The organism is Kitasatospora sp. NPDC057595 (assembly GCF_042800875.1).
In the GTDB taxonomy this organism is placed as follows: Bacteria; Actinomycetota; Actinomycetes; order Streptomycetales; family Streptomycetaceae; genus Kitasatospora.
The window spans coordinates 45,690-58,096 of sequence record NZ_JBHVGL010000025.1 but is presented as its reverse complement, the minus strand read 5'-3'; the positions used below and the strand labels follow the sequence as shown (position 1 = coordinate 58,096).

The following is a 12,407-nucleotide window of genomic DNA, read 5'->3' as shown; positions in this document are numbered from 1 at the left end:
TCACCCGGGGGGGGTTGGGGGGGGGGGGGGGGGGGGGGGGGGGTGGGGGGGGGGGGGGGGGGGGCCCCCCCGGGGGGGGGGGGGCCCCCCCCACGGAACCGGGGACCCAGGCGGCCCGGCCGTCAGCCGATGGAACGGGGCAGCCGGGTGGTCAGGTAGAAGATGGTGAACGAGCCCAGGAGCTGGATGCCCAGGCAGAGCGCGAGCGCGTGGGCCATGCCGAGGGTGGGGGAGAGGGCCAGGTAGAGGGAGCCCAGGGTGGCGACGCCCAGGGCGAGGCTGGACTGCTGGCTGGTGGCGAGGACCCCGCTGCCGACGCCCGCCCGGTCGGCGGGGACCTTGGAGAGGACGACGCGGAACAGCGGGGTGCCGATCAGCCCCTGGCCGATGCCGGCGAGGGCGACGCCCGGGGCCATCCGCAGCGGGGAGAAGCCGTCCGGGTCGGCGAGCACGGTGAGGGCCAGGGTGGCGAGGCCGGTGGCCTGGACAGCGGCGCCGGCGGTCAGCACCCGGCTGCCGAAGCGGCCGATCAGCCGGGGGCCGGAGAGGGAGGCGGTGAAGTAGCCGACCGCCATCGGGACCAGTGCCCACCCGGCCGCGACCGGGCCGAGGTGCAGGCCCTGCTGGAGGGAGACCGCGATGACGAACATGAAGCCGCCGAACCCGCCGAAGTAGGGCAGCGCGATGCCGAGGCCGCGCCGCATCTCGGGGATGCGCAGCAGGGTGGGCGGCACCAGCGGGGTGTCACCGCGGCGCTCGGCCCGGCGTTCGACCAGGGCGAAGGCGGTGGCGAGCACGGGGAACAGCGCGAGCAGCACCCAGGACCAGAGCGGCCAGCCGGCGGCGCGGCCCTCCATCAGCGGGACGAGCAGGGAGAGCAGGGCGGCGGTGAGCAGGAGGGTGCCCGCGATGTCGATCCTGACGGCCTGCTCGGCGCGGCTCTCCGGGACGAAGCGCAGGGCGAGCACGAGGGCCAGCAGGGCGAAGGGGACGTTCAGCAGGAAGACCGAGCGCCAGCCGCTGCCGAAGAGGTCGGCGGCGACCAGCATGCCGCCGAGCACCTGGCCGATGACCACCGAGATGCCGCCGACCGCGCCGTAGACCGAGAGTGCCCGGCCGCGCCGGGCACCGTGGGTGGCGGCGGTGATGGTGCCGAGCACCTGCGGGATGAGCAGGGCGGCCGACGCGCCCTGGGCGGCCCGGGCGGCGACCAGGGACCAGGCGTCGGGGGCGAGTCCGCAGGCGAGCGAGGTCACGGCGAAGGCGGCGGCCCCGGCGAAGAAGAGGCGGCGGCGGCCGAAGATGTCGCCCAGCCGGCCGCCGAGGACCAGCAGGACGGCAAAGGCGATGCCGTACCCGGCGGCGACCAGCTCCAGCACGGCGGGGCCGGCGGCGAGGTCGTGGTCGATGGTCGGCAGCGCGACGTTGACGATGAAGAAGTCCAGCATCGGGAGGAACGCCCCGAGCAGGACGGTGACCAGTCCGGCGGTGCCGAGGGAGGGGCCGGAGGCGGAGTGGGCGGAGGAGGTGGCTGAGGAAGCGGGCGCGAGGGGCCTGGTGGCGGTCAGTTGCTGGGGCACGGTCCTACGATCCGCCGCGTCACACCCTGGTACCAGAGTGTGCTTATCCGGGTATAAGAAGTACCTGGAAACAGGATGGCGAGTGGCGCATCCTGGTGGAATGAGTCTGACCACCGTCACGGGAAGCGCGGCCGCGGTCAACACCGTCGCCGGATCCACCATCGCCGGATCCACCGTCGTGGAAACCACCGTCGTGGAAACCACCGGCAAGGCGCCCGCCGATCCGCGGCGGCAGCAGCTGGCGGCGTTCCTCCGCAACCGCCGGGAGCGGATCACCCCCGAGCAGGTGGGGCTGCCGCTGACCGGCCGGCGGCGCACGCCGGGGCTGCGCCGCGAGGAGGTGGCGCAGCTCGCCGCCGTCGGCGTCACCTGGTACACATGGCTGGAGCAGGGGCGCGAGATCCAGGTGTCCGTCCAGGTGCTGGACGCCGTGGCGCGCGCCCTGCTGCTCGACCCGAGCGAGCGGGCCCATCTGTTCACGCTGGCCGGGGCGGAGGACCCGGTGCCGGTGCGGGAGTGTCTGACCGTGACCCCGAGCATCCGGCTGACCCTGGACCGGATGGCGCCCTACCCGGCCGCGGTGATCAACTCCCGCTACGACGTGCTGGCCTGCAACGCCCAGTACACCGGGATCGTCGGCGACCTGGAGGCGCTGCCCCCGGAGGACCGCAACCTGATGTGGCTGGCGTTCACCCCCTCGCGCTTCCGTGACGTGCTGGTGGACCACGAGGACGAGCGCGAGGTCATGGTGGCCCGGTTCCGCTCCGGGATGGGCGACCACGGGGGCGAGCCCGCCTGGCGGACGCTGCTCGGCCGGCTGCGCCAGGCCTCCCCGGCGTTCGACGAGGCCTGGCAGCGGCACGACGTGCTGCGGCCGGGGAACGGCCTGAAGCGCTTCCTGCTCCCGGAGGTGGGCCTGCTGCGCTTCGACTACACGAGCTTCTGGCTGGGGCCGTCGCAGGGGCCGCGGATGGTCGTCTACACCCCGAAGGACGAGGAGACCGCCGCGCTGGTGACCCGGCTGCCCACCGGGCTGCCGTCGGCCGGCGCCGCGACGCCGGCCCCGGCGGTGCCGGCCCGCTGACGGCCGCCGGGGGCGGGCCAGCCCGAGCGCCAGGCAGAGTGCGGCGAGCGGGAGTTCGACGCAGCTCGCCATCATCAGCGCGGCGAGCGCCTCGGCGCCCGGGGCGGCCGTGGCGATGTCGACCAGGGCGTCGCCGGCGAGCAGCAGGGCGACCACGGCGGCGGGCACGACGGCGCCCGGCCGGCGGTGGCGCAGCACGGCGTCCAGCCGGAGCAGGGCGGCGAACTGACAGAGGTCGAGGACGACCCACGCCGTCTCGCCGGCGGCCGCGAGCACCGCGACCCAGGGCAGCAGCGCGAAGGCGGCGAAGACGGGCACCCGCGCGGCGACCGGGGCGAGCGACGGGAGGGCGGGGCGGGCGGACAGGACGGCGGTGCTCATCGGACGTCCTCCGGCTCCGTCACGAGGGCGCGGGCGTCGCGGGTCGCGCGGGCGTCGCGGACGGCGCGGACGGCGCGCACCCGGGTCAGCGGGGACCGCTCGGACCCGGCCCCGCCGGCCGGCTCGACGAGCACGCCGTCGAAGACGCCCTCGGCCCAGGCGAGCCAGAACTCCCCGGCGACGGTGACCACCTCGCCCGCCACGACCACCGGCGCGGGCCGCCCCGGCAGCCGGAGCAGCCGCCCGCCGGTGAACCCGACGGCCGGGGCGGCGGCACCGCTGGGCAGCCGCCCCCAGGCGAGCCCGTGCCGGGTGCGCCGCCGCCCGCCCGTCCGCGCACCGGCACCGGTACCGGCAGCGGTCCAGGCGCGGGCGCCGCGCAGCAACCCGCGGCCGAGCCGGGCGGCGACCACCACGTCCACCAGCTCGCCGTGCTCGTACACCTCCAGCGCCGCCCGCCCACGCCCGGCCGGAACGCTGCGCACCGACCACGGCCCGACCGGCGCGACCGGGCCGACCGGCGGCTCGAACCCGTCGAAGTCGAGCAGGTCGGGCCCGCCGAACCCGCCGAAGAAGCCGCCCGGCCCGACCGGCAGCCGGCCCTCGGCCTGGACGACGGCGGCGGCGACGGCGGCCGAGGCGGTGCCGTGGGCCGGACGCCGTCCGTGCGGCGGGGTGGCGGAGTTCGATGCGCTGCTCATCATGCCGTCAAGACTCGTCTTCGGCGGCCGTGTTGTCGGTAGTGCGCCGATCCGAATCGGGGGTGTACCTAGCTTCACCATTTCTCGGCAGCCCCCTTCATGGTGACGCTTGATCACTTCGCTCTAGGCTGTCCGCCATGCCCTCCACGAAGCCGCGCCGCGCGTTCGCCAGGAGCGCCGTCAGGCCCCCGTGGTCGGCGGCGGTCTGGCGGGACACCCGGTTCCTCGCCGCCGGGATCCCGCTCGCCCTGCCCGCCTGGATGCTGGTCGTCACCCCGAAGGTGCAGCTGATCGCCCTGGGCGTGATCCTGCTCTCCATCCGCCCGCTCACCACCGCGCAGCGCGGCCGGCTGCGCGCGCTGCGCGGGGTGGAGATCCCGCCGCTGCTGCGGCACGCCGGGATGCCGGCCGGCCTGCTCACCAGGCTGAGGACCGCCGTCAGCTGGCGGCAGGTGGGCTACCACCTGGTGGTCGGCCCGTTGGTCGCGCTCGCCGGGACCACCGTCGTGTACGGCTGGGGCGCGGCCCTGGCGGCCTCGACGGTCTTCGGCTGGGCCTGGCTGATGCCGGCCGGCTCACCGGTCCACGGGCAGTGGGCCAAGCTGGACGTCACGCTCACCGTCGTCGGCCTGCTGCTGCTCGTGGTGCTGCCCGCGGCGGCCGGCCTGCTGGCCTGGCTGGACGAGGCGATCGCGGTGCGGATGCTCGGCCCGGGCCGCACCGCCGAGCTGGAGCACCGGATCGAGGAAGTGGTCGAGAGCCGGGCCGGACTGGTCGACGCGGTCGACGCCGAGCGCCGCCGGATCGAGCGGGACCTGCACGACGGCACCCAGCAGCGGCTCACCTCGCTCGCCATGAACCTCGGTCTGGCCCGCCGCACCCTCAAGGACGTCCCGCCCGAGGCGATGCAGGTGATCGTCGAGGCGCACCAGGAGGCCCAGGCGGCCATCGACGAGCTGCGCGACCTGGTCCGCGGACTGCACCCGGCCGTCCTGGAGGACCGCGGGCTGGACGCGGCGCTCTCCGGGATCGCCGCCCGGGCCCCGCTGCCGGTCCGGCTGGACGTCGAGCTGGCCGAGCGGATAGCCCCGACCGTCGAGGCGGTCGCCTACTTCACCGTCTCCGAGGCGCTGACCAACGTCGCCAAGCACGCCCGGGCCACCCGGGCGGACGTCTCGGTGCGGACGGCCGGCGGCAGGCTGCGCCTGGTCGTCAGCGACGACGGCGTGGGCGGCGCGGACTCCTCGCGCGGCACCGGACTGACCGGTCTGCGCCAGCGCACCGCCTCGGTCGACGGGTCCCTGTCCGTGCTCAGCCCCGTCGGGGGCCCGACCACCATCACCGTGGAGTTGCCGTGCGTGCTGTGATCGCCGAGGATTCCGTCCTGCTCAGGGTCGGCCTGGTCAAGGTCCTGGAGGCGGTGGGCTACGAGGTGGCCGCCGCCGTCGGGGACGCCGAGGAACTGCTCGCCGCGGTGCAGGAGCACCGCCCGCAGGTGGTGGTGGCCGACGTCCGGATGCCGCCCGGCTACACGGACGAGGGGGTGCGGGCCGCACTGCTGATCCGCCGGCAGTGGCCGGAGGTGGCGGTGCTGCTGCTCTCCCAGTTCGTGGAGGAGCGGTACGCCGCGGACCTGCTGACCAGCAACACCAGCGGCGTCGGCTACCTGCTCAAGCAGCGGGTGGCCAACGTCGACGACTTCGTGGACGCGCTGCAGCGGGTCGCCGAGGGCGGTACCGCGCTGGACCCGGAGGTGGTCGCCCAGCTGCTGGTGCGCCGCCACCGCGATCCGCTGGAGCGGCTGACCCCGCGCGAGCGGGACGTGCTCGCGCTGATGGCCGAGGGCCGCTCGAACGCCGCCATCGCCGCCGCCCTGGTGGTCAGCGACAGCGCGGTGGCCAAGCACATCAACTCGATCTTCGCCAAGCTCGACCTGCCGCCCGCCGACGAGAGCCACCGGCGGGTGCTTGCGGTGCTGCGCTTCCTGGAGGTGGGATGACGATGACGACGGCGGGGACGACGGCCACCGGGCCGGCGGGGGCGGCGCCGGGCGGGGCGTCGGCCGACGCGCGGGGGCGGGCGCCGGAGCCGGCCCGCCGCACCCGCGGCCGCCGGATCTGGCGGCTGCTCGGCACGCTCGCGCTCCTCGTGGTGCTGGTCGTCGGCTTCGTGCAGACCTGGGCGATGGCCGTGCAGCAGCGCACCCGCTCGGAGCGGTCCTACCCGGTCGCGGTGACCAAGGTGCGGCTGGACACGGGCAACGCCACGGTCCGGATCCGCCACGGGCAGGAGGGCCGGGTGGTGGTGCGCGAGTACCTGAACTGGAAGATCCGGATGCCGGTGGTCACGACGCAGCTCGACCAGGACCTGCTCGACGTCCGGATGCGCTGCGACCAGGTGCTGTCGGCGGTCGGGGACTTCGGCTGCGGTGCGGTGATCGAGCTGGACGTGCCCCCCGGGGTCGCGGTGACCGGCAAGCTGTCCAGTGGAAGCGTCCACGTCGCGGGGGTGGCGGGTGAGATCAGTCTGCTCTCCACCTCGGGCGAGATCCTGCTGACCGACGTGTCCGGCCCGGTGACCGTGCGCACCACCTCCGGTTCGGTACGCGGCAGCCACCTCACCTCCTCGGACGTCAACGTCGCCGCGACCTCGGGTTCGATGGAACTGGGCTTCGCCGCCGTCCCGAGGATCGTGGACATCGGGGTGACCTCCGGGTCGGTGGCGCTGGGCCTGCCCAAGGGATCCCGCTACGACTTCGACGGCGGGGCGTCCCCGCTGGCGCGCGGCAACATCGACCCGGCGCTGGCCGACCGCTCCAGCCCGAACAAGATCCGGGTCTCGGTCAGCTCCGGCTCGGTGTCGGTCTTCGCGAAGGACACCGACGACGACGAGTGGCCCCGATGGATACCCCCGATGAGTCCCCCCGAGCAGTGACCCCGAGGGGTGACCCCGAGCAGTGACCCCGATGAGTCCCCCCGAGCAGTGACCCCGAGGGGTGAGCCCGCGAGGGCCGGTCCGCCGCCGGGCGGCCCGGGAACGAGGGCCCCGGGCGGCTCGGCCGGGTGGGGGACAATGAAGAGTCCCCCACCCGCCGTCCCCGAGGTCAGCCGCGCATGACAGTCCCGCCCGCACCCATCGAGCCGAGCACCGCGACGGCCACCGCGACGGTCACCGGAACCGGCCCGGCCGACGGCGGCACCACCGCGTCGGCCACGGCGCCGGCCGCCGCCCCCGCCGCCGGCGCCGGCGCCGAGTTCGCGCCGCTGTCCATCGGCCCGCTGGAGGTCTGGCCGCCCGTGGTGCTGGCCCCGATGGCCGGCATCACCAACGCGCCGTTCCGCACCCTGTGCCGTGAGCAGAGCGGCGGCAAGGGCCTCTACGTCTCCGAGATGATCACCACCCGGGCCCTGGTCGAGCGCAACGCCAAGACGATGCAGCTGATCAAGTTCGACCCGAGCGAGAAGCCGCGCTCGATCCAGCTGTACGGGGTGGACCCGGTGACCGTCGGCAAGGCGGCCCGGATGATCGCCGACGAGGGCCTGGCCGACCACATCGACCTCAACTTCGGCTGCCCCGTCCCCAAGGTGACCCGCAAGGGCGGCGGCTCCGCGCTGCCGTACAAGCGCAACCTGCTGCGCGAGATCCTGCGCGAGGCGGTGGCCAACGCCGGTGACCTGCCGGTCACCATGAAGATGCGCAAGGGCATCGACGACGACCACCTCACCTTCCTGGACGCCGGCCGGATCGGCGCCGAGGAGGGCGTCTCGGCGATCGCCCTGCACGGCCGCACCGCCGCCCAGCACTACGGCGGCACCGCCGACTGGTCGGCGATCGCCCGGCTGCGCGAGGCCGTCCCGGCCGGGATCCCGGTGCTCGGCAACGGGGACATCTGGTCGGCGGACGACGCGCTGCGGATGATGCGCGAGACCGGCTGCGACGGCGTGGTGGTCGGCCGCGGCTGCCTGGGCCGGCCGTGGCTGTTCAAGGACCTGGTGGCGATCTTCGAGGGCGAGGTGGACTACGCCCGCCCGACCTTCGCCGACGTGGCGCGGGCGATGGTCCGGCACGCGCAGCTGCTCGGCGAGTGGCTGGGCGACGAGGCCCGCGGCGTGATCGACTTCCGCAAGCACGTCGCCTGGTACACCAAGGGCTTCTCGGTGGGCTCGGAACTGCGGGTGAAGCTGGCCAACTCCTCCTCGCTCGCCGAACTGGCCGAAACCCTCGCCCTGGTGGAGCAGTCGCAGTCCTGGCCGGCCGGTGCGGACGGTCCGCGCGGGCGGACCAGCGGCAACAACCGGGTCGTCCTGCCGGAAGGCTGGTTGGACGATCCGTACGACTGTGCCCGACCGGGCGAGGATGCCGAATCGGATACCTCTGGCGGCTGACCTATACGCTTCGGCAGAAATGGCCCCTTGGGGTCGACTGCCACTACGGCCCAGCCCTCTTTGCCAATCTGGCCAAGAGGGCTCCTTTTTGGCAGTCGGATATCACGGAGCGGACTCATTTCTGGACGCAGTGCGACGATGGGCGGAGCGGCTCTACGTTCGAACGCTGAGATGCGCCCGTGACGCTGGCCACATACCCTGGCGGTCGGAGGTGGCCGACAGGACGAAATGAACAAGTCGGGGGCGGATCGCTTCCCGAAGGGGAGTGGCGGCGGATCGGGCGCTGAGGGTGCAGGAAATCAAGCCGGTCCGTCAGGCCGGTGGGTCCGTGGCTACGGTGCGTCCCCGTGATGTGATCTTCCGGTTTCGCCGCCTTCAAGACTTGAACACTCGCTAGCGTCAGCCGGACGATTTCACCACCAGAGGTGAACGCCATTCAGTGCATTCGATCTAGCGGGTTACTTGCCGATCCTGGCGACGTACGCCCTATTGGCGGCGCGGAAGCGCCTTCGAAATGGGTATGTTCTCCGGCGTCAGGGCAACCGTGTGCGAGGAGACCGACCCGTGGCGTCCCAGCAGAAGTTTGTTTACTCCTTCACTGAAGGAAACAAGGACCTCAAGGATCTTCTTGGCGGTAAGGGCGCGAACCTGGCCGAGATGACCAACCTGGGCCTCCCGGTCCCTCCGGGGTTCACCATCACCACCGAGGCCTGCAAGGTCTTCCTGGAGACCGGCAGCGAGCCCACCTCCCTGCACGAGGAGATCAGCGCCCACCTGGACGCCCTCGAGCAGACGATGGGCAAGAAGCTCGGCCAGGCCGACGACCCGCTGCTCGTCTCGGTGCGTTCGGGCGCCAAGTTCTCCATGCCCGGCATGATGGACACGGTCCTGAACATCGGCCTCTCCGACGCCTCGGTGGCCGGCCTGGCCGCGCAGTCCGGCAACGAGCGCTTCGCCTGGGACTCCTACCGCCGCCTGGTCCAGATGTTCGGCAAGACCGTGCTGGGCGTCGACGGCGAGCTGTTCGAGGAGGCCCTGGACGAGGCCAAGCACGCCAAGGGCACCGTCAACGACCTGGACCTGGACGCCGGCGACCTGAAGCGACTGGTCGAGGTGTTCAAGGGCATCGTCGAGCGCGAGACCGGCCGGGCCTTCCCGCAGGAGCCGCGCGAGCAGATGGACCTCGCCGTCCACGCCGTCTTCCACTCCTGGAACGGCGACCGGGCCCGGCTCTACCGCCGCCAGGAGCGCATCCCGAACGACCTGGGCACCGCGGTCAACATCTGCACCATGGTCTTCGGCAACCTCGGCGAGGACTCCGGCACCGGTGTCGCCTTCACCCGCGACCCCTCCACCGGCACCCAGGGCGTCTACGGCGACTACCTGTCCAACGCCCAGGGCGAGGACGTCGTCGCCGGCATCCGCAACACCCTGCCGCTGTCGGAGCTGGAGAAGCTCGACAAGAAGTCGTACGACGAGCTGATGACCATCATGCAGACGCTCGAGAAGCACTACCGCGACCTCTGCGACATCGAGTTCACCATCGAGCGCGGCAAGCTCTGGATGCTCCAGACCCGGGTCGGCAAGCGCACCGCCGCGGCCGCCTTCCGGATCGCCGTCCAGCTGGTCGACCAGGGCCTGATCGACCTGGACGAGGCCCTGATGCGGGTCACCGGCGGTCAGCTCTCCCAGCTGATGTTCCCGCGCTTCGCCCCGAACACCGAGTCCAAGCAGATCGCCTGGGGCCTCGCCGCCTCGCCCGGCGCCGCGATCGGCAAGATCGTCTTCGACTCCTACACCGCCGTGAAGTGGTCGCGCTCCGGCGAGAAGGTCATCCTGGTCCGCCGGGAGACCAACCCGGACGACCTGGACGGCATGATCGCCGCCGAGGGCATCCTCACCTCGCGCGGCGGCAAGACCTCGCACGCCGCCGTCGTCGCCCGCGGCATGGGCAAGACCTGTGTCTGCGGCGCCGAGGAGCTGGAGGTCGACACCAAGCGCCGCCGGATGACCACCGCCGACGGCCTGGTACTGGAGGAGGGCGACGTCGTCTCCATCGACGGCGCGACCGGCAAGGTCTACCTCGGTGAGGTCCCCGTGCTGCCCTCCCCGGTGGTCGAGTACTTCGAGGGCACCCTGCACGCCGGTGCCGACGTCCAGGGCGGCCTGGTCCAGGCCGTGCACCGGCTGATGTCGCACGCCGACGTCCGCCGCCGGCTCGCCGTGCGCGCCAACGCCGACAACGCCGAGGACGGCTCGCGCGCCCGCCGCTACGGCGCCCAGGGCATCGGCCTGTGCCGCACCGAGCACATGTTCCTCGGCGAGGAGCGCCGCAAGGAGGTCGAGCACCTGATCCTCGCGGACAACGACAAGGACCGCGAGCAGGCGCTCTCCACCCTGCTGCCGATGCAGAAGGGCGACTTCGTCGAGCTCTTCCAGGCGCTGGACGGCCTGCCCGTCACCGTCCGCCTGCTCGACCCGCCGCTGCACGAGTTCCTCCCGGACATCACCGAGCTGTCGGTGCGCGTCGCCCTCGCCGAGGCCCGCAAGGACCCCAACGAGAACGACCTGCGGCTGCTCCAGGCGGTGCACAAGCTGCACGAGCAGAACCCGATGCTCGGCCTGCGCGGCGTGCGGCTGGGCCTGGTCATCCCCGGCCTGTTCGGCATGCAGGTGCGCGCCATCGCCGAGGCCGCCGCCGAGCGCAAGCTGGCCGGCGGGGACCCACGCCCCGAGGTCATGATCCCGCTGGTCGGCACCGTCCAGGAGCTGGAGCTGGTCCGCGACGAGTGCGAGCGCGTGCTCGCCGAGGTCGCCCAGTCCACCGGCGTCCAGCTGGACATCAAGCTGGGCACCATGATCGAGCTGCCGCGCGCCGCCGTCACGGCCGGCCAGATCGCCGAGGCCGCCGAGTTCTTCTCCTTCGGCACCAACGACCTCACCCAGACGGTCTGGGGCTTCTCCCGCGACGACGTCGAGGCCTCCTTCTTCACCGCCTACCTGGAGAAGGGCATCTTCGGGGTCTCGCCCTTCGAGACCATCGACCGCGACGGCGTCGGCTCGCTCGTCAAGCACGCCGTCGAGGCCGGCCGGGCCACCCGCCCCGACCTCAAGCTCGGCGTCTGCGGCGAGCACGGCGGCGACCCGGACTCGGTCCACTTCTTCCACCAGGTGGGGCTGGACTACGTCTCCTGCTCCCCCTTCCGGATCCCGGTGGCGCGCCTTGAGGCCGGCCGCGCCGCCATCGAGTCGGCGGGCAGCGACTCGCGCTGACGCCGGGGGCTCTGAGCCCCCGGCGCGGCCGGATCGCTGACCGCGTCCCCTCCATCGGGGAGGGGCGTACACCGGAGCTCGGCGCAGGAGAACCGGCGTACGTGAAGCGGCCGGGGTGGGAACGGACAACGGCGTCCGTACCCGCCCCGGCCGTGCGCGTTCCCCCGCCCGGCGCCCGGATGTGGCGGCGGCCACATGTGTGGCTGGCCGCGGGCGGGGCCGCCGACTGCCAAGCTGGAGCGCATGACCAGCAAGAACCGCCTGTGGACCGTCCTCGCCGTCCTGCTCTGCGCGATCGCCGCCGCAGTCGGCTACGTGGTGTCCGACGGCACCGGCGACGGCACCTCCAAGGCCGCCGCGACCTCCACCGGCCCGGCCGCCGCGTCGAGCGGCCCGTCGGCCCCCAAGCCGACCGCGCCCAAGTCCGGCGCGCCCAAGCCCTCCGCCCCGGTCACCCCGCCCCCGAGCGCCGCGGCCACCGGCTGGGTGCCGACCGACCCGGCGATGGCCGACGTCTGCCGCACCACGCTGCCCGGCCAGGCCCTCGACACCCTGGGCCTGATCGCCAAGGGCGGACCGTACCCCTACCGCTCGGACGGCATCGTCTTCGAGAACCGGGAGAACCGCCTCCCGCGCAAGGCCTCCGGCTACTACCACGAGTTCACCGTCGTCACCCCCGGTTCCGGGGACCGCGGCGCACGCCGCGTGGTGACCGGCGACTCCGGCGAGCAGTACTGGACCGCCGACCACTACGGCACCTTCCAGGAGATCGACGCCCGCTGCTGAACCCCCGGGGTGCGGACAGCCGTCCCCGTCGGCGGGGTTACCGTGAAGCGCCGCGCGGGGGCGCGGACGTCGCTCGGCACCTGGTACACCGTCCAGACGGCCTACCAGGAGCAGCTCATCGGCCGGAACGAGGCCGGCCTGCAGGCGGTCAAGGAGAGGTCGGCGCAGCGCGTCGCGGCGGCCCGGAAGCTGCTCGGCCAGGGGTGAGGGAGGACCG

General features: G+C 73.3%; 10 protein-coding genes. 8 read left to right on the top strand and 2 right to left on the bottom strand.

Annotated features, from left to right (window positions below; translation table 11 throughout):
- Positions 1–122: 122 nt before the first annotated feature.
- Positions 123–1,580, bottom strand: a complete 1,458-nt coding sequence (locus tag ACFU9E_RS30005) for an MFS transporter (RefSeq protein ID WP_380682441.1) — start codon at positions 1,578–1,580, stop codon at positions 123–125.
- Positions 1,581–1,680: 100 nt separating this feature from the next.
- Here ACFU9E_RS30005 and ACFU9E_RS30000 point away from each other — a divergent pair, with 100 nt between their 5' ends.
- Positions 1,681–2,664: a helix-turn-helix transcriptional regulator gene (locus tag ACFU9E_RS30000; protein WP_380682440.1), complete on the top strand. Its 984-nt coding sequence runs from the start codon at positions 1,681–1,683 to the stop codon at positions 2,662–2,664.
- Between the two features lie 377 nt (positions 2,665–3,041).
- Here ACFU9E_RS30000 and ACFU9E_RS29995 read toward each other — a convergent pair whose 3' ends face one another.
- Complete coding sequence (locus ACFU9E_RS29995) at positions 3,042–3,749, bottom strand: hypothetical protein (RefSeq protein ID WP_380682439.1); 708 nt, start codon at positions 3,747–3,749, stop codon at positions 3,042–3,044.
- 134 nt (positions 3,750–3,883) lie between these two features.
- Here ACFU9E_RS29995 and ACFU9E_RS29990 point away from each other — a divergent pair, with 134 nt between their 5' ends.
- From ACFU9E_RS29990 to ACFU9E_RS29960, 7 genes are all read left to right on the top strand, one after another.
- Positions 3,884–5,113: a histidine kinase gene (locus ACFU9E_RS29990; RefSeq protein ID WP_380682438.1), complete on the top strand. Its 1,230-nt coding sequence runs from the start codon at positions 3,884–3,886 to the stop codon at positions 5,111–5,113.
- Positions 5,101–5,745: a response regulator gene (locus ACFU9E_RS29985; RefSeq protein ID WP_380682437.1), complete on the top strand. Its 645-nt coding sequence runs from the start codon at positions 5,101–5,103 to the stop codon at positions 5,743–5,745. The genes ACFU9E_RS29990 and ACFU9E_RS29985 overlap by 13 nt, the downstream gene beginning before the upstream one ends.
- Positions 5,742–6,680, top strand: coding sequence for a DUF4097 family beta strand repeat-containing protein (locus ACFU9E_RS29980; RefSeq protein ID WP_380682436.1), 939 nt, complete (start codon positions 5,742–5,744; stop codon positions 6,678–6,680). The genes ACFU9E_RS29985 and ACFU9E_RS29980 overlap by 4 nt, the downstream gene beginning before the upstream one ends.
- A 377-nt stretch (positions 6,681–7,057) precedes the next feature.
- Entirely contained in the window at positions 7,058–8,131 is a 1,074-nt protein-coding gene (dusB, locus tag ACFU9E_RS29975; RefSeq protein WP_380682442.1) for a tRNA dihydrouridine synthase DusB, read from the top strand.
- A gap of 564 nt (positions 8,132–8,695) precedes the next feature.
- Complete coding sequence (gene ppdK, locus ACFU9E_RS29970) at positions 8,696–11,404, top strand: pyruvate, phosphate dikinase (protein ID WP_380682435.1); 2,709 nt, start codon at positions 8,696–8,698, stop codon at positions 11,402–11,404.
- 243 nt (positions 11,405–11,647) lie between these two features.
- Positions 11,648–12,190 carry a ribonuclease domain-containing protein gene (locus ACFU9E_RS29965; RefSeq protein ID WP_380682434.1) on the top strand — a complete coding sequence of 181 codons (543 nt, stop codon included), beginning with the start codon at positions 11,648–11,650 and terminating at the stop codon, positions 12,188–12,190.
- Positions 12,191–12,232: 42 nt separating this feature from the next.
- Positions 12,233–12,397: a hypothetical protein gene (locus ACFU9E_RS29960; RefSeq protein ID WP_380682433.1), complete on the top strand. Its 165-nt coding sequence runs from the start codon at positions 12,233–12,235 to the stop codon at positions 12,395–12,397.
- Positions 12,398–12,407 lie beyond the last annotated feature (10 nt).